This window comes from Ruegeria sp. C10 (assembly GCF_056537805.1).
The window spans coordinates 724,622-746,797 of record NZ_JBQFSC010000002.1 but is presented as its reverse complement, the minus strand read 5'-3'; the positions used below and the strand labels follow the sequence as shown (position 1 = coordinate 746,797).

The 22,176-nt window shown below is 55.8% G+C and carries 22 protein-coding genes and 3 tRNA genes; 17 read left to right on the top strand and 8 right to left on the bottom strand.

Going from position 1 to position 22,176, the window contains the following annotated elements; genetic code table 11:
- Positions 1-65: 65 nt before the first annotated feature.
- On the bottom strand, positions 66-1,247 hold the full coding sequence (locus ACR0DE_RS12120; protein ID WP_480753795.1) for a cytochrome P450: 1,182 nt from the start codon (positions 1,245-1,247) through the stop codon (positions 66-68).
- 46 nt (positions 1,248-1,293) lie between these two features.
- On the opposite strand from ACR0DE_RS12120, the gene ACR0DE_RS12115 reads away from it, so the two are divergent.
- The 7 genes from ACR0DE_RS12115 to ACR0DE_RS12085 all read left to right on the top strand — a co-directional run bounded on the left by ACR0DE_RS12115 (position 1,294) and on the right by ACR0DE_RS12085 (position 8,723).
- A complete protein-coding gene (locus ACR0DE_RS12115; RefSeq protein WP_170421367.1) occupies positions 1,294-3,027 on the top strand; it encodes an ATP-binding protein in 1,734 nt (577 codons plus the stop codon).
- Positions 3,024-4,253, top strand: coding sequence for a sigma-54-dependent transcriptional regulator (locus ACR0DE_RS12110; RefSeq protein WP_480753371.1), 1,230 nt, complete (start codon positions 3,024-3,026; stop codon positions 4,251-4,253). The genes ACR0DE_RS12115 and ACR0DE_RS12110 overlap by 4 nt, the downstream gene beginning before the upstream one ends.
- 318 nt (positions 4,254-4,571) lie before the next feature.
- The gene (locus ACR0DE_RS12105; RefSeq protein ID WP_480438504.1) at positions 4,572-5,573 is read left to right on the top strand and encodes a DctP family TRAP transporter solute-binding subunit; all 1,002 of its coding nucleotides are present in this window, start codon (positions 4,572-4,574) and stop codon (positions 5,571-5,573) included.
- A 116-nt stretch (positions 5,574-5,689) separates the two neighbouring features.
- Positions 5,690-6,367, top strand: coding sequence for a TRAP transporter small permease (locus ACR0DE_RS12100; RefSeq protein ID WP_170393219.1), 678 nt, complete (start codon positions 5,690-5,692; stop codon positions 6,365-6,367).
- On the top strand, positions 6,367-7,743 hold the full coding sequence (locus tag ACR0DE_RS12095) for a TRAP transporter large permease (RefSeq protein ID WP_170393218.1): 1,377 nt from the start codon (positions 6,367-6,369) through the stop codon (positions 7,741-7,743). The genes ACR0DE_RS12100 and ACR0DE_RS12095 overlap by 1 nt, the downstream gene beginning before the upstream one ends.
- A 156-nt stretch (positions 7,744-7,899) precedes the next feature.
- Positions 7,900-8,211, top strand: a complete 312-nt coding sequence (locus ACR0DE_RS12090) for a DMT family transporter (protein WP_480753367.1) — start codon at positions 7,900-7,902, stop codon at positions 8,209-8,211.
- A gap of 65 nt (positions 8,212-8,276) precedes the next feature.
- Complete coding sequence (locus ACR0DE_RS12085; RefSeq protein ID WP_170510588.1) at positions 8,277-8,723, top strand: nucleoside deaminase; 447 nt, start codon at positions 8,277-8,279, stop codon at positions 8,721-8,723.
- Positions 8,724-8,732: 9 nt separating this feature from the next.
- On the opposite strand, the gene tpiA is transcribed toward ACR0DE_RS12085, so the two are convergent.
- Positions 8,733-9,482, bottom strand: a complete 750-nt coding sequence (gene tpiA, locus ACR0DE_RS12080; protein WP_170465411.1) for a triose-phosphate isomerase — start codon at positions 9,480-9,482, stop codon at positions 8,733-8,735.
- 120 nt (positions 9,483-9,602) lie between these two features.
- On the opposite strand from tpiA, the gene ACR0DE_RS12075 reads away from it, so the two are divergent.
- Positions 9,603-10,517 carry an isopenicillin N synthase family dioxygenase gene (locus tag ACR0DE_RS12075; RefSeq protein ID WP_480753364.1) on the top strand — a complete coding sequence of 305 codons (915 nt, stop codon included), beginning with the start codon at positions 9,603-9,605 and terminating at the stop codon, positions 10,515-10,517.
- On the opposite strand, the gene ACR0DE_RS12070 is transcribed toward ACR0DE_RS12075, so the two are convergent.
- Positions 10,514-10,879 carry a HesB/IscA family protein gene (locus ACR0DE_RS12070; protein ID WP_170465407.1) on the bottom strand — a complete coding sequence of 122 codons (366 nt, stop codon included), beginning with the start codon at positions 10,877-10,879 and terminating at the stop codon, positions 10,514-10,516. The two genes, ACR0DE_RS12075 and ACR0DE_RS12070, sit on opposite strands and share 4 nt — an antisense overlap.
- 164 nt (positions 10,880-11,043) lie before the next feature.
- Between ACR0DE_RS12070 and ACR0DE_RS12065 the strand changes: the two genes are divergently transcribed.
- Entirely contained in the window at positions 11,044-11,367 is a 324-nt protein-coding gene (locus tag ACR0DE_RS12065) for a hypothetical protein (protein ID WP_170393212.1), read from the top strand.
- 304 nt (positions 11,368-11,671) lie between these two features.
- Here the strand turns inward: ACR0DE_RS12065 and ACR0DE_RS12060 are convergent, their stop codons facing one another.
- From ACR0DE_RS12060 to ACR0DE_RS12050, 3 genes are all read right to left on the bottom strand, one after another.
- Entirely contained in the window at positions 11,672-12,034 is a 363-nt protein-coding gene (locus tag ACR0DE_RS12060; RefSeq protein WP_170393211.1) for an SUF system Fe-S cluster assembly protein, read from the bottom strand.
- A 95-nt stretch (positions 12,035-12,129) separates the two neighbouring features.
- Positions 12,130-12,408 (bottom strand): NfeD family protein, encoded by a 279-nt coding sequence (locus ACR0DE_RS12055; RefSeq protein ID WP_170393210.1) that lies wholly within the window; start codon positions 12,406-12,408, stop codon positions 12,130-12,132.
- Entirely contained in the window at positions 12,408-13,298 is an 891-nt protein-coding gene (locus tag ACR0DE_RS12050; RefSeq protein ID WP_170393209.1) for an SPFH domain-containing protein, read from the bottom strand. The genes ACR0DE_RS12055 and ACR0DE_RS12050 overlap by 1 nt, the downstream gene beginning before the upstream one ends.
- A 175-nt stretch (positions 13,299-13,473) precedes the next feature.
- Here ACR0DE_RS12050 and ACR0DE_RS12045 point away from each other — a divergent pair, with 175 nt between their 5' ends.
- The 4 genes from ACR0DE_RS12045 (at position 13,474) to lon (ending at position 18,724) form a co-directional block, all read left to right on the top strand.
- Entirely contained in the window at positions 13,474-14,385 is a 912-nt protein-coding gene (locus tag ACR0DE_RS12045; RefSeq protein ID WP_170635657.1) for a nucleoside hydrolase, read from the top strand.
- A 63-nt stretch (positions 14,386-14,448) separates the two neighbouring features.
- Entirely contained in the window at positions 14,449-15,579 is a 1,131-nt protein-coding gene (gene tgt / locus ACR0DE_RS12040; protein ID WP_480753358.1) for a tRNA guanosine(34) transglycosylase Tgt, read from the top strand.
- Between the two features lie 92 nt (positions 15,580-15,671).
- Positions 15,672-16,082, top strand: coding sequence for a DUF6636 domain-containing protein (locus ACR0DE_RS12035; protein ID WP_170405494.1), 411 nt, complete (start codon positions 15,672-15,674; stop codon positions 16,080-16,082).
- A 233-nt stretch (positions 16,083-16,315) separates the two neighbouring features.
- Complete coding sequence (lon, locus tag ACR0DE_RS12030) at positions 16,316-18,724, top strand: endopeptidase La (RefSeq protein ID WP_170595747.1); 2,409 nt, start codon at positions 16,316-16,318, stop codon at positions 18,722-18,724.
- A 50-nt stretch (positions 18,725-18,774) separates the two neighbouring features.
- Here the strand turns inward: lon and ACR0DE_RS12025 are convergent, their stop codons facing one another.
- Positions 18,775-20,361, bottom strand: coding sequence for an APC family permease (locus ACR0DE_RS12025; RefSeq protein WP_170562901.1), 1,587 nt, complete (start codon positions 20,359-20,361; stop codon positions 18,775-18,777).
- Positions 20,362-20,609: 248 nt separating this feature from the next.
- On the opposite strand from ACR0DE_RS12025, the gene ACR0DE_RS12020 reads away from it, so the two are divergent.
- Positions 20,610-20,837 carry a hypothetical protein gene (locus ACR0DE_RS12020; protein ID WP_170405503.1) on the top strand — a complete coding sequence of 76 codons (228 nt, stop codon included), beginning with the start codon at positions 20,610-20,612 and terminating at the stop codon, positions 20,835-20,837.
- Positions 20,838-20,912: 75 nt separating this feature from the next.
- Here ACR0DE_RS12020 and ACR0DE_RS12015 read toward each other — a convergent pair.
- Positions 20,913-20,987: transfer RNA gene (locus ACR0DE_RS12015), tRNA-Val, on the bottom strand.
- Positions 20,988-21,200: 213 nt separating this feature from the next.
- Here ACR0DE_RS12015 and ACR0DE_RS12010 point away from each other — a divergent pair.
- The 3 genes from ACR0DE_RS12010 to ACR0DE_RS12000 all read left to right on the top strand — a co-directional run bounded on the left by ACR0DE_RS12010 (position 21,201) and on the right by ACR0DE_RS12000 (position 22,075).
- A tRNA-Asp gene (locus ACR0DE_RS12010) sits at positions 21,201-21,277 on the top strand.
- 52 nt (positions 21,278-21,329) lie between these two features.
- Positions 21,330-21,406, top strand: a tRNA-Asp gene (locus ACR0DE_RS12005).
- Positions 21,407-21,508: 102 nt separating this feature from the next.
- Positions 21,509-22,075: a methyltransferase domain-containing protein gene (locus ACR0DE_RS12000; RefSeq protein WP_480753354.1), complete on the top strand. Its 567-nt coding sequence runs from the start codon at positions 21,509-21,511 to the stop codon at positions 22,073-22,075.
- Positions 22,076-22,176: the final 101 nt, after the last annotated feature.

Below are 22,176 nucleotides of genomic sequence, written 5' to 3'. Positions count from 1 at the left end.
CGACTCCCCCGAGATATTTATGGCCAGATGAAGCACGGATCCGGGTTTCTTGACAGGATATTAAGTCAGCCCGTTACCATGAGTTTGGTCAGCCCGTGGAAATGGTAGCTGTCCGAATATTGCGGCTCTGCCGTCAGCTTTAGCTTTGGGCATTGCTGGAACAGGATGGGCAGGGCGATCCGCATCTCAAGCCGGGCCAGCGGAGCGCCCACACAGAAGTGAAGGCCACCACCAAAGCTAGTATTGGCGCTTACATCTCGCATCGGGTCGAATGTATCGGGTTGGGACCAAGCAGCAGGGTCGCGATTGGCTGCGCCCAGAAGCAAGGCAACTTCGTCACCACGCGCAAAGCGGTGACCGAAGAGTTCAATGTCTTCATAGGCATAGCGTCTGAACATGTGCAGTGGTGGATCGAAACGCAGGATTTCCTCGACTGTGCTATCGATGGTGCCAGGCGTCAGGACATACTGCTGTGTACCCGTTGTTAATATAGTCTTCACGCCATTGCCGATGGCGTGCACGGTGGCTTCGTGACCGGCGTTCAGCAACAAAATGCAGGTCGTGATCAGTTCGTCGCGCGAGAGTTTTTCACCATCTTCCTCTGCCGCGATCAACCGGGTGATCAGATCGTCACGCGGGTCAGTGCGGCGTTTTTCGATGTATTCTTCGAGATAGGTGGTAAAGGCTTGTGTGGCGCGGACGGCTTCGTCTTCGGTCTGGCGCGTCCGGTTTGCCTGATACATGGCCACCATGGCGTGCGACCACTGCAACAGTTGCGGTGCCATGTCTTCCGGCACACCAAGCAGACGGCAGATCGTGATCACGGGGACCTGGGTGCAATAGGCCTCCAGCAGATCGAAGGGGCCAGCGGGGAACTGCTTGATCAAATCGTGGCACAACTGTTCAGTGGACCCCTCAAGCGCCGTGATCGCGCGAGAGGTAAACGCCCGCAGAACCAGAGAACGCAATCGAGTATGACGCGGGGGTTCAAGCTCTAACATCGAATGGGATTCGACTTCTAGCCAGGGTGCAAGATGGTCTGGGCCGGGTTTTGCAAGTTCCGCCGGGATTTCACGCCCGAAGCGCCGATCGCGCAGCAGAATTTGCACCGCTTTGTGCGAGACAGCCGTGACAAGGCCGTAGTCTTTCCAGTAGAACAGATCGCCCGACTGACGTGCGCTGTCATAAAAGGGGTATGGGTTTTGCACGAATGCCGGGTCGGTCGGGGATTGGGTCAGCGTCTTCATGCGGTGCAGACTTGCCATGGCGGCTGCTGAATGCAAGACCCTAGATATGCAACGTTTTTGGATCATAGCCGGTTTCTTATGCGCGGTCGGATTGCTGTCAGCGGCGGTCTGGACTTATGGCTATCGTCAGGCCCTGTCGCAACTGAGCGAGAAGGCCGAGGCTGATTTGGAACTGGCCGCCGACCGTCTGAGCACGCAAATGCAGGTCTATCAGGAAGTGGCCGCCTTGATGGCGGATCATCCTGCTTTGCAGGAGCTAGAAACATCAGAACAGCAACGGGCCGCCCGAAAGGTGCTGCTGGATGTGGCAGACAAAACCGCTGCCGTTAACGTTATGTACCTGAATCCGGAGGGTCAGGTTCTTGTCGCGGCCCAACCGGTGACGCAGCGCGATATGTCCGCACATCCGGCCTTCGAGCGCGCCATGCAGGGGGCCCTGGGCAGCGCGCATGGGGTCGAAGACGCAAGCGGCGATCGCATCTATTCATATGCGGCCCCTGCATTTGGGGAATTGGGGCAGATACAAGGCGCGTTGATGGTTCTGGCCGATGTGCAGGACGTTGAACAAACTTGGCGCGGTAGCACCGATGCGGTGTTTTTCGTTGATACGGATGGGGTTGTCTTTATCTCGAACCGATCGGATCTGCTACTATGGCGCCGCGGGCAAGGGCAGCAGGGCCTGATGTCACCCGAAGGTGAGAATGTCGATTTCGCCTCAACCTGGATTGCGGGATATGAAGTGTGGAAGCTCAATTGGGGTCGCTATCTGCCCCGTCGCGCCCTGCATCTGACGCTCGATCTTCCGGTGATTGCGATGACCGCAGAGATGCTGGTTGATGTCGCCCCGGCGCGCCGGTTGGCGGGGTTACAGGCGGCAGCGGTTGCGGCGATCTGTTTCGCCTTTGGTGCGTTGTTGTTTCTGGCCTCGGAACGCCGTCGGACACTTGCAGAGGCAAATACCGTGCTGGAAAGCCGGGTCGCGCAACGTACGCGCGCCTTGACGGCGGCTAATAGCGCTTTGCGCCACGAAGTTGCCGAGAGGCAGGAGGCGGAGGCCGCGCTCAAACAAGCGCAGGCCGATTTGGTTCAGGCTGGTAAGTTGAGCGCTTTGGGCAAGATGTCGGCTGGCATCAGTCATGAATTGAACCAGCCCTTGATGGCGATTCAGCAGTTCGCCGACAACGGGTCCGCCTTTCTTGAGCGCGGCAAGGGCCAGAGAGCTGGCGAAAATCTGGGCCGCATTTCCGATATGGCCGCACGCATGGCGCGGATCATCAAGAACCTGCGGGCCTTTGCGAGAAATGAAAGCGAACCAATGGGGCGCGTTGATCTGGTTCAGGTTCTGAACACTGCCACAGAATTGACCGAGGCGCGCCTGCGCGATGAGAACGTCGCGTTGGAGTGGGTGCCGCCAAAGACTGCGGTCTATGCTTGGGGTGGAGAGGTGCGTCTGGTGCAGGTGTTTGTCAACCTAATCAATAATGCAGCGGATGCGATGGTCGATCGACCGACGCGCAGAATATTGGTCACTCTGTCAGGGGGGAAGCCTATTCGCGTGTCGGTGCGGGATACCGGACCCGGCATCGAGGACCCCGACCGCGTGTTTGAGCCGTTCTACACCACAAAAACGGTTGGGACGTCCGAGGGGATGGGTCTGGGGCTGTCGATATCTTACGGTCTGGTTCAGAGCTTCGGGGGGGATATTCGCGGTGCCAACACGGACGAGGGTGCTGAATTCACGGTTGAACTGGAACCCTTTGAAGAAGATGAGGCAGCATGATCCGCAAAGTGCTTTTGGTCGATGATGATGCCGCCGTACGTGAGGCCTTGGCGCAAACCCTCGAATTGGCCGAGTATGAACCGGTCACCGCGGGATCTTTCGTGGCCGCAAAGGATCAAATTCATCGTGACTTCGGCGGTGTGATCATCTCGGATATTCGCATGCCGGGGCGGGATGGGTTTCATCTGCTCGCATACGCGCGCGAGGTTGATCCTGAGCTTCCGGTGGTATTGCTGACAGGTGAAGGCGATATCCCGATGGCGGTACAGGCCATGGGGCAGGGAGCATTTGATTTTCTGGAAAAGCCCTGTGCAGCAGCGGATTTATTGGCGGTACTCGAGCGAGCCTTCGCAGCGCGCGCAGAAATTCTGCAGGAACGCGAGCAACGGCGCGAACTTGAGCGTGGCGATCCCGCAGCACGCATGCTGTTTGGGTTGTCAGACCAAGCCGAGGCCTTGCGTGAGCGAGTGCGGAGCGTAGCGCCAACACGGGCCGAGGTACTGGTTACCGGGCCAGCGGGTAGCGGAGTTTCAAAGGTCGCTGAAGTTGTCCATCTGATGTCTCCGGTTGGACAGGGGCCATTTGTCAAACGCCCTGCCTCAAGCCTGAACCCGGATGATTTGTTGCGTGTCTGTAAGGATGCGGCAGGCGGATCGCTGTATCTGGATGAGATCTCGGCGATGTCGGATGCCACGCAATACGCCGCGCTGGAACTGATCGAACAAGGGACGGACGCCAGAATCATTGCGGGGGCAACGGCTGATTTGTCTGAACTTACTGCACAAGGAAGATTCAATGCCGATCTGTTCTATAGGTTGGATGTCATGCGGGTGCGAATCCCGGCCCTGTCAGAACGGCCCGAGGATATCCCCGTCATCTTTCGCCGCTATGTGGCGCAGGCCGCTGAGCAGGCCGGGATTGCGGAACCTGAAGTGACACCCGAGCATCTGGCCTCGTTGATGGCGCAGGATTGGCCGGGCAATGCCCGATCGTTGATGTCGGCGGCAATGCGGTTTGTGTTGGGGATGCCGGATGAGGTTGCACAGGCCGCTGATCTGGGGTTGAGCGAGCAATTGGCGCGGGTTGAGAGGTCTTTGCTGATTGCAGCCCTTGGGCGCCACAATGGCAAGGCTGCGGATGCCGCCAAGGCACTGAAGCTGCCGCGCAAAACTTTTTATGACAAGCTGACCCGCTACCACATCAGGCCAGAAGACTATCGTCGTTAGCAAAACGCTTCCACTAGGGCGGGCTGCGGTTGCGCTGTGGCTTAAGCGAGCGATTCGCTCGCATCGATTCGGATATTGTGCGGAAATTCGCACAAGGTGCTGACTGCCTGTGCGAAAAATCGCACAGCGTAGTTCTGCCGAAACACCAGATTTATAACGATCATCATTTAACCGTAAGAAATTAATTGGAAAAAACAGATTTCAGCAACATCTAAACAAAATGTTGAGAGTGAGGAGCCGATTCGGTTCACTCCGCAACATACGGCGCTGATTGAGCGCTCGATGGAAGTTTTAGGGAAGTCTGGGAGGATAAGACTGATGAAATTCCTGACAACGGCAGCAACCGCAATCGCACTGTCCGTGACAGCGACCGCTGGTGTAGCAGCTTGCGATGATGGCGAGATCGTCGTGAAGTTTGCGCATGTGACCAATACGGACAAACACCCCAAGGGCATCGCCGCTTCGCTGCTTGAGCAGCGCGTCAATGACGAGATGAACGGCGTGATGTGCATGGAGGTTTATCCGAACTCCACTCTTTACAACGATGACAAGGTTCTTGAAGCGATGCTGCAGGGCGACGTGCAGTTGGCCGCGCCCTCGCTGTCGAAGTTCGAGAAATTTACAAAGCAATTCCGCCTGTTCGATCTGCCGTTCATGTTCAAGAACATCGATGCTGTGGATGCGTTCCAAGCCTCGGCTGATGGTCAGGCGATGAAAGACAGCATGCAGCGCCGCGGCCTTCAGGGGCTGGCATTCTGGCACAATGGCATGAAGCAGATGTCTGCGAACAAGCCGTTGGAAGATCCTTCGGATGCGAACGGCCTGAAGTTCCGCGTTCAGTCATCGGACGTATTGGTTGCCCAGATGGAAGCAATTGGTGGCAGCCCTCAGAAGATGGCGTTCTCAGAAGTGTACGGTGCTCTGCAACAGGGCGTTGTTGACGGGCAGGAAAACACCTGGTCGAACATCTACGGCAAGAAGTTCTTCGAGGTGCAGGACGGCATCACAGAAACGAACCACGGTATCATCGATTATCTGGTTGTAACCTCAGTTGACTGGCTGGACAGCCTGGAGCCTGAAGTTCGCGATCAATTCCTGACGATTCTCGCCGAAGTGACCGAGACCCGTAACAAGGAGGCCTTTTCCGTAAACGAAGCTGCCAAGGCTTCGATCACTGACGCAGGGGGCATCATCCGGGAACTGAACCCCGAGCAGCGCCAGGCCTGGGTCGATGCGATGAAGCCAGTCTGGGACAAATTTGCCGGTGACGTTGGTCAGGACAAGATCGACGCCGCACAGGCGATCAACGCCGGGTTCTGATCCCGGTTCAAGCCACGCGTCCGGGGACTGGGGAGTTATGGACGCATAGGCTGGGCGGGCCTTAATGGCCCGCCACACTCCCACCACTCTCATCAAAAAAATGCGGGGACAGAGAGATGTCTGGTGCGAAACCCGGCCAAGGCGGGCTGGTCGACCATATCGAAGAAACCATGATTGCGTGCCTGTTGGGTCTGATGACAATCGTCACCTTCGCCAATGTGATCGCGCGGTTTGTATTCAATTCTAACATTCTTTGGGCGCTGGAACTGACAGTATTCACCTTCGGTTGGTTGGTGCTGCTGGGTGCGTCTTATGCAGTGAAAAAGCATGCACATCTGGGTGTTGATGCGATCCTGAACATGCTGGCCCCCGCGCCACGCCGGGTTTTAGCGTTGATAGCCGTTGCTTGCTGTCTGGTGTTTTCTCTGCTCCTGCTCAAGGGTTCGTATGACTACTGGGCAGTGTTTGCCGATCTGCCGCCCACCTCGGGTCGCTGGTTTCCGACCGGCTTTGACATGAGTGCGCGCAGCCAGAGCTTCTATGAAGTTGATGATATCCCGATGGTCGCGCCGCTGCGGTTTCTGGAAGATATGATCAACTATGGCGAATATTACGAGAAACTGCCCAAGGTCGTTCCGTATTTCGTTCTGCCTCTTTCGATGTTGCTGCTGGTGATCCGTTTCGCACAGGTCGCAGTACAGATTTGGCGCGGTGAAACTGATCGCCTTGTAGCTAGCCACGAGGTTGAGGACGAGATCGAAGAAGTCCGCGCCCAGCAGGGGGAGCATGACTGATGGACGTCGTACTACTTTTCTCGATGGTCATTGGCCTATTGTTGATCGGCGTTCCGATCGCGGTGGCACTTGGTCTCAGCTCGACCCTCTTCCTGCTGATCTATTCCGACAGCTCATTGGCTTCGGTCGCTGGCACGCTGTTTGAGGCATTTGAGGGGCATTTCACCCTCTTGGCTATCCCGTTTTTCATTCTCGCGTCATCTTTCATGACCACAGGTGGAGTGGCGCGGCGGATCATCCGGTTCTCGATCGCTTGTGTGGGGCACTTGCCCGGAGGTCTGGCAATTGCTGGCGTCTTCGCTTGTATGTTGTTTGCGGCCTTGTCCGGTTCGTCTCCGGCGACAGTTGTGGCAATCGGGTCAATCGTCATCGCTGGCATGCGTCAGGTGGGCTATTCCAAGGAATTCGCCGCCGGTGTGATCTGTAACGCAGGGACACTGGGCATTCTGATTCCGCCATCAATCGTGATGGTGGTCTATGCGGCAGCCGTGGAGGTTTCGGTCGGGCGGATGTTCCTTGCGGGCGTTATTCCGGGTTTGATGGCTGGTCTGATGCTGATGATCACCATTTACGTCATGGCCAAGGTCAAGAACCTTCCCAAAGGCGATTGGAAAGGTTGGGGCGAAGTTTTCACCTCGGCGCGCGAGGCCGGTTGGGGTCTGTTCCTGATCGTCATCATCCTCGGCGGTATCTACGGAGGTATCTTTACCCCGACCGAGGCCGCGGCTGTTGCTGCCGTCTATGCGTTCCTGATCGCAAGTTTTGTCTACAAGGATATGGGTCCGCTCAGCACCGAAGGGGATGCGCAGAACATCTCGCTGCTCAAGAAACCCTATGCGTTGATCACGGCCTTTGTGCACCCCGACACCAAGCATACACTTTTCGAGGCGGGCAAACTGACTGTCACGCTGCTGTTCGTGATCGCCAACGCGCTGATCCTGAAACATGTGCTGACGGATGAGCAGGTGCCCCAGCATATCGCAAGCGCCATGCTATCGGCGGGTCTGGGGCCAGTGACTTTCCTGATTGTGGTCAACGTGATCCTGCTGATCGGTGGCCAGTTCATGGAGCCCTCAGGTCTGCTGGTCATTGTGGCCCCCCTGGTGTTCCCGATTGCCATCGAGCTGGGCATCGATCCGATCCATCTGGGCATCATCATGGTGGTGAACATGGAGATCGGGATGATCACGCCTCCGGTCGGGTTGAACTTGTTCGTAACCTCGGGCGTAGCGGGTATGCCGATGATGAGTGTTGTGAAGGCAGCGTTGCCGTTCTTGGCCGTGCTGTTCGTCTTCCTCATCATGGTTACTTACATCCCGTGGATTTCGACATTCCTGCCCAACACTTTCATGGGGCCTGAGATCATAACCAACTAGATCGGTTAAACCGAGCATATGAACCGGGCGGTGTAATCCGCCCGGTTTTTTTGTCTTGAAACTGATGCTTAAACCCATATCTGAGGGTCAGAGGACGACCTCACCATCATGGACGATTATTCGGGACGACCCGATCTCGGAAAGTGAGGTGTTCTTATGCCCTGGATATTGCTGTTGTTTGCCGGCCTTCTCGAAATCGTCTGGGCCGTCGCGATGAAGCAGACCGCTGGTTTCACGCGGTTGTGGCCGACGGCGATCATGGGTGTTGCGATGATCGGGTCATTTGGCCTGCTTGCAATAGCCATGCGGGATCTGCCGCTTGGTACCGCCTATACGATCTGGACCGGGATCGGCGCAGTAGGGGCGTTCACTGTTGGCGTCCTATTCCTGGGCGAAGCGCTGACGCCCATGCGGATCGGCGCTGCGATTCTAATCGTGACGGGTTTGGTCATCATGAAACTGGCCTAAGCGTTGACCGCCGTTGTGGTGTCGGGCAGCTTTGCGAAACAACTCCGAACAAAGGACACCTGCATATGCTGACCGACACCGATGCACGCTTGCTCCGCGTTGCCTATGATGAGGCGAAAGCTGGATTTGACGAAGGAGGCTGCCCAATCGGTTCAGTGCTTGCGCGGGGTGGTGAGGTCGTTGCGCAAGGGCGTAATCAGCGTGTCCAACTGGGCGACCCGATTGCCCATGGGGAAATGGATGCGCTGCGCAAGGCAGGGCGGCAGAAGACCTATCGCGATACTGTGCTCTATACCTCGCTGTCGCCTTGCATGATGTGTTCTGGCACGATCGTACAGTTCGGTATCCCGCGTGTTGTGATCGGAGACACCGTGAATTTTGGCGGCAATGAGGACTTCCTGCGCGATCGCGGTGTAGAGGTCATCATCGCAGATGACCCGGACTGCATTACATTGATGAAGCGTTTTATCGAAGAGAAGCCCGCGCTTTGGGCCGAAGATATTGCTGAATGAAGTTGGCGATCAGGCGCTTTCAAGCGCCTGAATGATGCCCGAGAAATCATTTGCTTTCAGACTGGCGCCACCCACCAACGCTCCGTCAACATTTGAAACGCCAAAAATCTCGGCAGCATTACCGGGTTTGACCGATCCGCCATACAGCAGGCGGACTGACCGGCCGACACCTTCGCCAAATCGGCGTTCCAGACGTGCGCGTATGAAATCGTGCACTTCTCCGATCTCTTCCAAAGTTGGAACCTTACCGGTGCCGATGGCCCAGATCGGCTCATATGCGACAATCAGGTTCTCGCCTGTCGCTTGATCCGGGATCGAACCCGACATCTGTCCACCGATGATATCCAGAGTATTTGCTGCTTCGCGCTGTTCAAGGCTTTCACCAACGCAGATGATCGTCTTCAGGCCTGCATCCATGGCGGTGCGGGCTTTGGCACGAATGTCTTCGTTCTGCTCAGCATGATCTTCACGGCGCTCGGAATGGCCAAGGATCACTGCGCTCGCCCCTGCATCCAACAGCATCTCGGCACTCAGATCCCCGGTATGCGCACCCGAGAGCGCCGCGTGGCAGTCTTGGCCACCAACAGTAATGCCCGAACCTTCAACCGTATTTGCCGCGCGATGAAGCAAAGTGGCTGGTGGGCATATCAGGATTTCTACCGCAGAAGATGGGTGCGAGGCTTTCAACGCTTCCAGCTCGCTCAGCGCAACGCCAGTTCCGTTCATTTTCCAGTTGCCTGCCGCCAACTTACGCCGCATCGCGATCCCTCCGGTTTTCTGCTTTGAACCCTCGGATATCACCCGCAGGCGGGGCTGACAATTCCGGTTGCATAGCGCTACGTGTCGGGACACATTGCGCGCGTTGTTGCGGAGGATGGCATGATAGACGATCTCGATCTCGCCAAATTGGATCTGCGTGATCCAGCTGAGATGGAAAAGCTGAGACGTGCTGTTCACCAGATCGGATTTCTAACAATCTCCAATTCCGGCCTCGATGCCGCCCGTGTGCAGCTGGTGATTGACGCGTATCGCGATTTTTTTCGTCAACCCGATGAGATCAAGCAGAGCGTCGATATGGCAGCTACGGGTGCCAACCGCGGTTGGGGTGCGCCGCGTTCCGAACAGGTGGATCTCAGGGCGAACCCGGATTTCAAAGAAGTCTTTGATAGCGGTTTTGAACTGCCAGCCGATGATCCATATGCAGGGCGGGGATTAAGTGTGTATGCCCCAAATCTCTGGCCAGACGGGGCCGACGCCTTTCGGAGAACGATCCAGAGTTACTATTCAGACGCCTGCTCAGTTGCCATTCGCGTTTTGCGCGCGATTGCGATTGCCATCGGTAGGGATGCAAACAGTTTTGATGCGGCCTTTGATACGCCAATGGCGCTGCTGCGCGGTAACTTCTATCCGCAACGCCCTGATTGGGCAGGGGAAAAGGACTTTGGTATCGGCGCGCATACGGATTATGGCTGCCTGACTTTGCTGGCCACGGACGGCACACCGGGTCTGGAAGTTCGTATGCCTGATGGCGATTGGCAAGCTGTAAACGCCAAGCCGGGACAATTCATCATCAATTTCGGCGAGATGCTGGAGTTTTGGACGGCAGGAGAAGTCAAAGCGACCGAGCATAGGGTCAAAGGCAGCGTGAACGAGAGGATCTCGGTTCCGTTGTTCTTTAATCCTTCTTACGACACAAATGTTGCGCCGCCGGGTTCATGCGCCACGATCCGCGCCGGAGAGCACCTGACGCGGCGATTTAATGAGACCTACGTCCACCTAAAAGCTGCGAGTTAGCGTTGTTCAGCCAAGGTTTCGTCGAACTTGATCGATTCTCCGCATCCGCATGCATCGACTACATTCGGGTTTCGGAACTTGAAACCGGCCTCAAGCAGTGAAACCTCGTAGTCGATCTCGGTTCCGAACAGGAACATCTGTGCCATGGGGGCGATCATCACACGCGCGCCATCCTGCTCGACCACTTCGTCATTCGGGTCCGCATCATCGACATAGTCCATGGTGTATTCCATCCCCGCGCAGCCGCCTTTCTTGACGCCGATGCGCAATCCGGTGTGACCGCCGGATTTCATAAGCCGAACAATCTGTTCAGCAGCTTTAGGTGTCATGGTCACGGCTTGTTTGCCGGGAATGCCAAACATGGTGGGCTCCGTTATCGCGCGTTATCTCTAATCTAAGGCCGACACGCGCCGGGCTCAAGAGAGAGCCTGTTCAAATACACACTCCGCGCAGGGTTGTCACGATGGTGCGCGAAGCTTTAGCGTATCTGAAGTAAAGGACAGGCATTCCAGAGAGGTTTGGATCGATGAGAGCGCAGAACTGGGCAGGAGCAGCCATTTTCACATCTATGTTGCTGGCGTCCGCGTCTGCGGCACTTGCGATAGATGACACAAAACGGCACCCGGTCAACTGTGCTACCGCACCCGGTGATCTGCGCGCAATCGCAGCTGAAAAGAAACATGCCGAGGACCAGCAGGCTGAAAGCGTGTTCTCGATCCTCCCTGCCGGTGCCTTGCTGGGTCTCGTCACAGGAACCGAGAGCAAGCACCTGAAGATGCTGTCAGGCGACTATATAAAAGAGCTGGACGCGCGCGCTGCTGAAATCAAGTCGACCTGTAACATCGAATAATCAAACAAAAAGGGCCGCTCTCGGGCAAGAGCGGCCCGGAATGGGCCCATTGAATGGGGGATGGCTATGGTCAGAGGCCCATGCAATTCACGAAGTATGTCAATTTAGCGGGGCAATCGGATAAGACGCCCGCTACTCGACATCCTGCGCCAGCACGTCCAGCAGATCGAAAAACGCATGCTTAATCACTGGGTCAGTACCTGAGGACCTTGTGACCCAGCATTGTGACAACATGAAAACGGTTAAGTAACACGCAGTACACCGTTTTGTAACATCGCCATGTTTTTTGTGAGTAAGTCGAGAGTTACATGAAACCCAACTCAAGCCGGGCTTCATCTGACATCATTTCCATGCCCCAAGGTGGCTCCCAAGTCAGTTCGACGTCGACCTCTTTGACGCCAGCAACGGGTTCGATTGCTTCCACGATCCAACCGGGCATTTCGCCTGCGACAGGACAACCTGGCGCAGTGAGGGTCATGATCACCTTGACCGCGTTTTCTCCGGTGATGTCGATCGTATAGATCAGACCGAGATCGTAGATATTGACCGGTATTTCTGGGTCAAACACCGTCCGGCAAGCTTCGACCACGGGTTCGTAGAGCGGGTGATCGATGGTCGAGGGAGCGATCAGAGGGCTGCCTTCGAACTGTTCACTGGGGTGGGTCATTGATGCCTCGGGTCTGTTACCTGAGAAATTATATAGGGAAAGTGCCGGGCAGCGTCCAGAGGTGCCGTGGCGCCTGATTTGGGCGCCACGACAGATCAGTCGTTGATGTCGTGCCTGAAGGTTTTGACCTGACCGTGCGGCAGGGCAAACATACGGCGCAGAACCAGCCATGCGACCAGTGACAGAACAGCAAATATCAACAGCAGAACGGGCAGGGATGGCGTGAGGCCAGGGATCAGCAAAGCCACTCCGGTAATGGCTGCACCGATGGCAAAACCCAGGAAAATGAAGCCGGGCAGCGCGACCTCAAGGATGCCCAGAGCAAGCGCTCCGGCCAACCAAATCCACCACGTCAGCCAGAAAGGATCGGCCATCATTTTCCTCCTTTAAGCATGTTAAAGGCATTGCCGAAGGCTTCAAGTGCGTTTGCAGGCACAACGATGGTCTGCGAGCCGGTGCCGTTGCCCAGGGCGTTCAGCGATTCCACCTGTTTCAACGCAACCTGATACTGTGCCGCTTCCAGCCCGTTGTCCTGAATGGCCTTTGCCACGACCTGAGTCGCATAAGCTTCGGCCTCAGCCGAGATTCGGCGGGCCTTGGCGGTCTGCTCTGCCGCATAAAGTTCGGCATCTGCCTGCAGCTCAACGGCACGCTTTTGGCCCTCGGCCTCGGTCACCTGCGCGCGGCGGGCACGTTCGGCGTTCAATTGCTGCAACATCGCGTCACGAGTGGCCTGATCGAGGTTCACGTCCAGAATCTCAGCGCGGGTTACTTCGATCCCCCAATCGTCAACAGCGGTTTCTACGCTTTCCTGAATACGTTCAATCAGTTGCGCCCGGTTCGATTGCACTTCATCCAGGTCCATCTTGCCGATCTCGGCGCGGACGATACCGGCTACAGTCGTTGCAATCGCACCGTCGACATCGCGGATGCGATAAACCGTCTTTTCTGGCTCGAGAATGCGGTAGAACACCGAGGTATCGATCTGCACCAGAACGTTGTCCTTGGTAATTGCGTCTTGCGTTGCGTTTGGCAACTGACGCTCAAGGATGGATATCTTGTGGCGGGCAACATCTAGAAAAGGAACGATAAAATTGATCCCGGGCCCAAGCACCGAATGCAGGCGGCCAAACCGTTCAACCACGTACTTTTCGGATTGAGGCACGATTTTGATGCCTTTGAATATGACAATGGCAATAAGCGCCGCTGCCAGCAGGTAGATAATGTTCGAAGTAATCAGTCCGATAATCTGGTCTTCTATCATACTGTCCTCATTTATTGTGTACTATGGTATACATATGGGGATTGAGTCGCTCAATTTCAACTCTGGTATGGATTGTGCTGGCCGGAATGCAAATCGGTGAAAACGTTCATACCGGCCAGAAATTCCCTTTTGTGGCAGCTTTGCATCCCACTGGTGTTTGCGTTATCGGACGAGGATGAAACTGATTATCGATACAGACCCCGGCATCGACGACGCAATGGCCATTGCCTATGCCGCCGCTGCCTCCGAAATTGACCTGATCGGCCTGACCACCGTGTTCGGCAACACCCATGTGCATCAATCCAGCCGCAATGCGCGATTTCTGGTGGACAAACTGGGGCTCGGCATTCCCGTGGCCCAAGGCGCGCCCTTCGCATTGGGAGAGGTCGCGCATTCACCTTCGGAACATGTGCATGGCCCCGAAGGCTTTGGTGACCTGACCCAGATTGAAGAGATCGGTGAAAACCACGCCCTGTCCGCCGCAGAGTTTCTTGTCGACATGGCGCGCAGCCATCGCGGAGAGCTGGTCGTATGCGCGGTTGGGCCATTGACCAATATCGCTGATGCCATGCGATTGGACCCTGAGTTTGCAGAGAATCTTGGCAAGCTCGTCATCATGGGCGGGGCCGTGTACTGCCCGGGCAATATCACCGAACATGCCGAGGCGAATATCTATCACGATGCCAAAGCAGCAGACGAAGTCTTTGCCGCACCGCCGCCTACGATTCTGGTGGGATTGGATGTGACTCTGAAAACGCTCTACCAGACCGCTGATTTTGAGGCGCTCGCTGAACGTTCCCCTGACATGGGTGGTTTTCTGCGCGATATCTCACGCTTCTATCTAAAGTTCTACAAGGAGATCGGTGGGCTTGAAGGGTGCGGACTGCATGACTCGACTGCCGTTATCGCCTGCACCCATGAACCGATGTTCGAAATGGTCGAAACGGGTTTGCAGGTGGCGTTGGACGGGGCTGAAATCGGTGCGACTCGTCCTGACCCTGCACGGCCACCAGTGCGAGTGTGCCGGGATGTCGATGGGGCAGGGGTGGTGCGCCTGTTTACGGACCGTGTAGCCTCGCTGCCCTGACGGGTTGCAATGCCCTTGCAGATCGGGCAAAGCCTGCCCGGTTCAGCGATCCAAGGCGTTACCATGACCCAACGATTTTCTTTCGACCTGAAAGCCACCTATGGCAAGGCCCGCACAGGCGTGATCAACACGCCGCGCGGTGAGGTGCGGACGCCGGCGTTCATGCCTGTGGGCACAGCCGCGACCGTCAAGGCGATGATGCCGGAAAGTGTGCGCGCCACAGGTGCCGATATTCTGTTGGGCAACACCTATCATCTGATGCTGCGCCCAACGGCCGAGCGGATCGATCGTTTGGGAGGCCTGCACAAGTTCATGAACTGGGACCGGCCCATCCTGACGGATTCTGGCGGATTTCAGGTGATGTCGCTGGCCGGTCTGCGCAAACTGACCGAGAAGGGCGTGACCTTTAAATCTCACGTCGATGGCTCGAAGCACGAATTGACGCCGGAACGGTCGATGGAAATCCAGCGGCTTTTGGGCTCGGACATCGTCATGTGCTTTGATGAATGCCCTGCGCTGCCCGCCGATCGCGACCGTATCGCCGAGTCCATGCGCCTTTCGATGCGGTGGGCCGCGCGGTCGCGCGAAGCGTTTGGAGACCGCCCCGGACATGCCCTGTTTGGGATCATGCAGGGCGGGCTGGAACAAGATCTTCGGGAAGAAAGTGCCGAGGCACTTAAGCAGGTCGGTTTTGAAGGCTACGCCGTCGGCGGCCTTGCCGTGGGTGAGGGGCAGGAGGCCATGTTCAGCTGCCTTGACTATGCGCCTGACTTCTTGCCCCAGGATAAACCGCGTTATCTGATGGGCGTAGGCAAGCCTGATGATATCGTAGGTGCCGTTGCACGCGGGATAGATATGATGGATTGCGTTCTACCTTCGCGGTCGGGTCGCACCGGGCAGGTGTTCACGCGTTATGGTGTGGTCAATATCAAGAACGCCCGCCATGCTGACGACCCACGCCCGCTGGATGAGAACTGCACATGCCCCGCGTGTTCAAGTTATTCTCGGGCCTACTTGCATCACGTGTTCCGCTCGAATGAGATGATCTCGGGCATGCTGCTGACTTGGCACAATCTGCATTACTTTCAGGAAATCATGCAGGGAATGCGGGACGCGATTTCACAGGGCACATTCGCAGAGTGGCAATCGCAATTCCACGCGCTTCGGGAGCAAGGCGATATTGAACCGCTGTAGATTGTGGCCATTGCGGTGACAAACGCGGTATTTTTTGCTATACTGTTCGCGCATTATTTACCATTTTCATTTGTTTTGTTCAGGAGGATTCAATGCCTCGCTTTATTGTTTCTATCGCAATCGTTCTTTGCGCATCGACATCTCTTGCGGATGTCTGGACCTTCGAAACCCCGTCCGAGAATATTCAGTGTGTCGTCGGGCAGGGGGCGAGTGTTTCGGACCTGTCTTGCACTATAATTGAGCGGAGTGGTGCTCCTGCGTTCCCGCGCCCGGCGGATTGTCAGTCGGACTGGGGACATGATTTTTTCATGACCAATACGGGCGCCGTCCGCATGCTGTGCCAACCAGTCAGCCATAACCGGGATGGATTTGACCGTGCAGACTACGGCGTAACCGGAGAGTTTGGCGGGTTCGTTTGCCATTCCTCGAAAAAGGGCTTGGAATGTAGAAACGAAGTCGGTCATGGCTTCTTTTTGTCCCGAGCTAAGCAAAGGGTGTTCTGATCCACACTGGATGATTTGTTGCCCGTTTTAATGCTGGGTTCGCTAAAATCGGTGGATATGTCTGTCGGATGCCTTGAAGTCCCCAAATCATCGGGTCATGCTGCATCACGACAAACGACGATGAGGTTGAAATGGGGGAACAGGTGCCCCACCTTTATCGTCCAAGACAGGAGATGGCCAAAGGTTGCCTGAATCAGGGACCAGCGCCGTCTTGCCAATGATAAGGATAGAGCATGCAAGAGCCTCTGAATTCCTCATACCCCGTCCTTCCGCTGCGCGATATCGTGGTCTTCCCACATATGATCGTGCCGCTGTTCGTGGGCCGTGACAAATCGGTCCGCGCCCTGGAAGAGGTGATGCAGGATGACAAGCAAATTCTGTTGTCCAGCCAGATTGATCCTGGTGAGGATGATCCTGAAATCGACGGTATCTACCGCTCGGGCGTTCTGGCCAACGTGCTGCAACTGCTGAAACTGCCCGATGGCACCGTGAAGGTGCTTGTCGAGGGGCAGGCGCGGGTGCAGATCACAGAATTCCTTGAAAACGATCAGTTTTTCGAAGCGCGCGCCGAGTATCTGACCGAGATTCCGGGCGATGTCACCACGACCGAAGCGCTGTTGCGCACCGTCGCGGACGAGTTTGAGCGCTATGCAAAAGTGCGCAAGAATATCCCCGAAGAGGCGCTGGCCGCCGTCGGTGAAACCACCGAGCCTGCAAAGTTGGCCGACCTTGTGTCAGGTCATCTGGGCATCGAGGTTGAACAGAAACAGGAACTGCTTGAGACGCTCTCGGTGAGCGAGCGGCTTGAGAAGGTCTATGGCCTGATGCAGGGCGAAATGTCTGTCCTGCAGGTCGAGAAAAAGATCAAAACCCGCGTCAAATCCCAGATGGAGAAAACGCAGCGCGAGTACTATCTGAATGAGCAGATGAAGGCCATTCAGAAGGAACTTGGCGATGGCGAGGACGGCAGCAACGAAGTTGCCGAACTCGAAGCCAAGATCAACGAGACCAAGCTGTCGAAAGAGGCGCGCGAGAAGGCCGAGGGTGAGCTGAAAAAGCTCAAAAACATGTCGCCCATGTCGGCCGAAGCCACTGTTGTGCGCAACTATCTCGACTGGATCCTGGCGCTGCCTTGGGGCACCAAATCCCGCGTCAAAAAGGATCTGGGTCGCGCGCAGGACATTCTGGACGCCGATCACTATGGGCTTGAGAAGGTCAAAGAGCGGATCGTTGAATATCTGGCGGTACAGCAACGTTCGAAAAAGCTGAAAGGCCCGATCCTGTGCCTTGTTGGCCCTCCGGGTGTTGGTAAGACCTCGCTGGGTAAGTCGGTTGCCAAAGCCACGGGGCGAGAGTTTATTCGCATCTCGCTGGGTGGCGTGCGCGACGAATCCGAGATTCGTGGCCACCGTCGGACTTATATCGGGTCGATGCCCGGCAAGATCATTCAGGCGCTGAAGAAGGCGAAAACCACAAACCCTCTCATCCTGCTCGATGAAATCGACAAGATGGGGCAGGATTTCCGTGGCGATCCAGCCTCGGCGATGCTGGAGGTGTTGGACCCGGAACAGAACAACACGTTCATGGATCATTATCTTGAGGTCGAATATGACCTGTCCAACGTGATGTTCCTGACCACGTCTAACAGCTACAACATGCCTGGGCCTCTGCTAGACCGGATGGAGATCATCCCGCTGGCCGGTTACACCGAAGAGGAAAAGAGCGAGATCGCCAAGCAGCACCTGATCGACAAACAGGTCAAAAACCATGGTCTGAAAGCCAAGGAGTTTGAGCTGACCGATGAGGCGCTACAATCGATCATCCGCACGTATACCCGCGAGGCGGGTGTGCGGAACCTCGAACGCGAAATCGCCAAAGTGGCGCGGAAATCGTTGACCAAGATCATCAAGAAAGAGGCGGAGACCGTAAAGGTGACGCCCGACAATCTGGATGATTTTCTTGGAGTGCCCAAGTTCCGTTATGGCTTGGCTGAACAGGACGATCAGGTTGGTGTAGTCACTGGCTTGGCCTGGACTTCGGTCGGTGGTGATCTGCTGCATATCGAGGCTCTGAAACTGCCCGGCAAAGGGCGGATGAAGACCACTGGTAAGCTGGGCGATGTGATGAAGGAATCGATCGACGCGGCGTCGTCTTACGTCCGATCAATTTCGCCTCAGATCGGGGTTAAACCGCCGCAGTTCGACAAAATCGATATCCACGTGCACGTGCCCGATGGTGCGACGCCAAAGGATGGTCCGTCTGCGGGCTTGGCTATGGTGACCTCGATTGTTTCGGTCCTGACCGGTATTCCTGTGCGCAAGGACATCGCCATGACAGGCGAGGTTTCGCTGCGCGGCAACGCGATGCCGATTGGCGGGCTGAAAGAAAAACTGCTGGCTGCCCTGCGTGGCGGGATCAAGACCGTCCTCATTCCCGAAGAGAATGAAAAGGATCTGGCGGATATCCCCGACAATGTGAAAGAAGGGCTGGAGATCATCGCGGTCAAACACGTCTCGGAGGTACTAGAGCAGGCGTTGATACGTAAGCCCGAGTCAATTGAGTGGGATGAGGCCGCTGAAGAGGCCGCTGCCGCTGCCGCCAAGGCGGCCGAAGGGGCAGGACCGTCGGCAACAGCCCACTAAGCCTGAAACAGATTAATTAGAAAGGCGGGGTCATTCCCCGCCTTTTTTGTTCAAAGTCCAATGACAGGTTTGGCCGGGTCCAGCACCTCTTCGTTTTCGATGTAAGCCTGGAATTTTTTGTCTGACAGCGCCGAGCGTACGGCGAGCGCAAAAATCACCGCCGAAAATGCCGCACACAGCACAATGTCCCAACCAAACGGGATCTGCTTTTGCGCGCCTTCTCCAAACTGACCCATGTAGGAGATCAGCCCCAAACCACAGAAATAGGGCATCAGCCAAAGCGCCTCGGTCGCGTCCATTTCATCGAGCCGATTGTGAAAGCGGATCAGCAGCAGCGCCATGCCGATGAGCAGTGCAATTCCTAGCCTCCAGACCGTGTCCCATCCGCTCCAGTAGACGATCAGGGTTGAGATCGCGAAGGCCGTGAGCCCAACAAGTTTGACGGCGGGAATACGGATTGAGCGCGGGCGGTCAGGCATCAGATCACGTAAGCACACCACGGCGATTGGGCCGACCGCGAATGAAAGCACAATGGCGGCCCCGTTCAGGGCGATTACGGTTGCGAACGGGACCGTCAGTAAAAACAGAGTGCCAATCAGAAAGTTGAGAGCTAAGGCCCAAAGCGGTACTCCGAACGATGACAAGATCTGCAAACGTTTCGGCAGGAACCCGTTTTGCGACAGGGCCAAAGCGATACGAGCGTTCGATCCTGTTGCAACCAACCCATTGCCAAACGGGCCGATGACCGACCCGACGTTCAGCAAGCTGAGGAACCACAATATCCCGACGGACATGATGACGCCATCCAACGGACCTTGCCCACCGAAGCTGAGACTCGCCCAGCCATCGCGGATCATTGTGGGATCAAGCGCGCCGATAAAGGCCACCTGTAATCCAAGGTAGATCAGGGCACATAATACAATGGACAGAACCAGAGCAGCCGGGATGTCGAATTTTGGGTTTCGAACTTCTCCCGCCATATCAACAACATGTCGGAAACCTATAAAGGAAAAGATCACTCCACCGGTTGATACTGCGGCCATGATGCCTTTCAGGCCGTAGGGGGCGAAACCGTCAGGTGCGGAGAAATTCTGCACGTCAAAGCGGGTCGCGATCAACAACACGGACAAAACTATCGGAATGGCAATCTTGGCCCAGGTCAGCGTTGCATTTACCTGTGCAAAAAATTTCACGCCTAGTGCGTTCACAGCGACGAACAGCAACATGAACAGCAAGGCGACCGAAACACCAGCGCCGGTCAGTTCGCCGGTATCTGCGGCGTGGAGCCATGACGCGTAGGGTGCGAGGTATTTAAGCATGGCTTCAACTTCGATCGGAGCGGTGGTGTTGTAGCCAATCCAGGCCGTCCATCCCATCGCCATCGACACGATGTTGCCGTGTGAGAACTGAGGGACGCGTGCGATTCCGCCTGGGATAGGTAACATCGCTGAAATCTCGGCGAAGGTTATTGCCAGTATGAACATCGCAACGGCGCCAATAATCCAAGAAAGAACCGCGGCGGGGCCTGCGTGTTGCACGGCGAGCAGGGGGCCGAAAAGCCAGCCTGACCCAATGATTCCTCCAACCGAAATGAAGGTCAGGCCGACCAGGCCAATTTCCCGCTTCAGTTTCGCCATGTTATTTCTCGCCCAAAGAGGGGTGCCTTATTGGTGGCTATGACATCAGGATAAGCAGGCCACGGGAAACATGGCAAGCACCACATATCATGCAGAAAAATCGCGAAAACGAGGTCTGACCGATTCATCTTCTAAATCCTGCTGGGCGTGTTCTTAGAAACGCGATCGCCGGCAATAGGTATTTGAAGTGGAATCGACTCGGAACATGAGGCACGTTGGTCGTCTGTGCCAAGGTAGGAGAACCCAGGATGCCTCTGTACAATGATATGTTCGAGCTTTCGGTCGAAGATATGGATATAATCGAAGAGGCCATGCGTCATGCCATAGCTTCCAGATCGAATGTCCCAGTTGACGAGAGGGTAGAAGAAAGGGAAACCCGTGAAGACTTTGTGCGCAAGGCACACGACCTTCTGGGGCGTCTGCATGACCAAAAGGTTTTTTATCGTCCTAAATCCGGCGTGTATGTCGGAGGATGACAGCATTGTGCTCGCAGCGTTGAACTAAATGGTTCCAAAACGCTTCAACTATGTCGCATAAGCATTTGAATAATATGGTGGGTGATAAGAGATTTGAACTCCTGACATCTTCGATGTGAACGAAGCGCTCTACCACTGAGCTAATCACCCATAGCGGCGTTTGATACAGCGGCTTGTGTTTCGCCGCAAGTTCAAAGCGTTCAAATTGCAGCGCGTCAGACGAAATCCGGTTTTCACACATTGCCCGCCAAGTCGGATAGATCGGAAAAAATCAGGTTCGAGCAAAAAACTTGAAAACGCCGCTTGACGATGCCGGGGTGTAGCCATAATACACCCCAACGTTCAGAGATGAACGGGCAGTGGGCGGTTGTAGCTCAGTTGGTTAGAGTACCGGCCTGTCACGCCGGGGGTCGCGGGTTCGAGCCCCGTCAACCGCGCCATCGCTGCCAGCCTTTGATCCGGGCAAACGGATCGCACATAGACCCTAAATGCGCGGTTGTAGCTCAGTTGGTTAGAGTACCGGCCTGTCACGCCGGGGGTCGCGGGTTCGAGCCCCGTCAACCGCGCCATTTCCTTCGATTTAGAAAGTCATACGCCCTTGTGGGCGTTTTTTTGTGCCGACATCTTACTGATCTTATGGTTTATTGCCTGCAAAACATCAGGGGCAAGCAGTGACCAGTCTAAATCGAGTCATCATGGCACGGCGCAGCCGGCAGTGGGTCCGCGGCCTGAAGCCGGAAACACTTGATGTCATTGAGATTTCTGGTTCGTGGGGTAAGCAATTTGGATTTTGCAGCTATGAACAGATTTGGCATAAGCAACATGATATCTGCACCGGACCCGTTCTGAACAAACAACAGCAGGTGCGAAAGGTCGATCTGGTTTTGGCCAATCAGGTGTGGGAGCACTTGGATCGCCCGGTTGAAGCCACGCTGAACGTGCTAGAGATGCTAAGACCCGGAGGGTATTTCTGGCTGGCCGTCCCGTTCTTCATTCCGTTTCACGCCGCTCCGCATGACTGTTCGCGTTGGTCTGCGCGCGGATTGAAAAACCTGCTCACTGAGTGTGGGTTCGACCCGGATCTCATCCGGGCCGAACAGTGGGGCAATCGGCACGCCGCTTTGCGCAATCTCGAACTTGAATGGCCTCCTGTTTATGACCCTGAGACAGACAATTTGGAGAACGATCCCGATTTTCCAATCTGCGCATGGGCTCTGGCTAAGAAAACCGGTGCTTAAGCCGAGTGTCGAAAAATCGCCTGTTCTTACTTTGTTCTAATTTTTTGGTTGGAGACTCAGCCGCTCTCGCCTATCTCTGAGTGACGTTGGTTGTTGGGGGC